This window comes from Pseudomonas sp. 51_B, assembly GCF_017491595.1.
Taxonomy (GTDB): Bacteria; Pseudomonadota; Gammaproteobacteria; order Pseudomonadales; family Pseudomonadaceae; genus Aquipseudomonas; species Aquipseudomonas promysalinigenes.
In genome coordinates this window covers 1-234 of the sequence record NZ_JAFGYW010000639.1, presented here as the reverse complement: position 1 = coordinate 234, position 234 = coordinate 1, and the positions used below count along the sequence as shown (strand labels likewise).

General features: G+C 59.0%; 1 protein-coding gene. It reads right to left on the bottom strand.

What is annotated here, in order from left to right:
- Nucleotides 1-234 (bottom strand): immunoglobulin-like domain-containing protein (locus tag J5M56_RS26520; protein ID WP_207938254.1); only part of this gene is annotated, 234 nt, incomplete at both ends.

The following is a 234-nucleotide window of genomic DNA, read 5'->3' as shown; positions in this document are numbered from 1 at the left end:
CGAGCTTCGCTGGATCATCGGTAACCGAAGTGGTTGGGTTCCCAGCGGTTTCCAGCCTCTCGTAGTTGCCACCGGTGACATTGGTGATGCTGTTGGTCAGCGGCGTATTGGTGTTGTAGACGTTGTTTGGCGCAACGTAGTCAACCGAGCCGGAGCTTGCGTTGACCGGAATGGTAATGGTCTGGCCGTTGGCCAGGGTGATCACCAGTGGGGCACCGGTGACTGGGGCGCTGA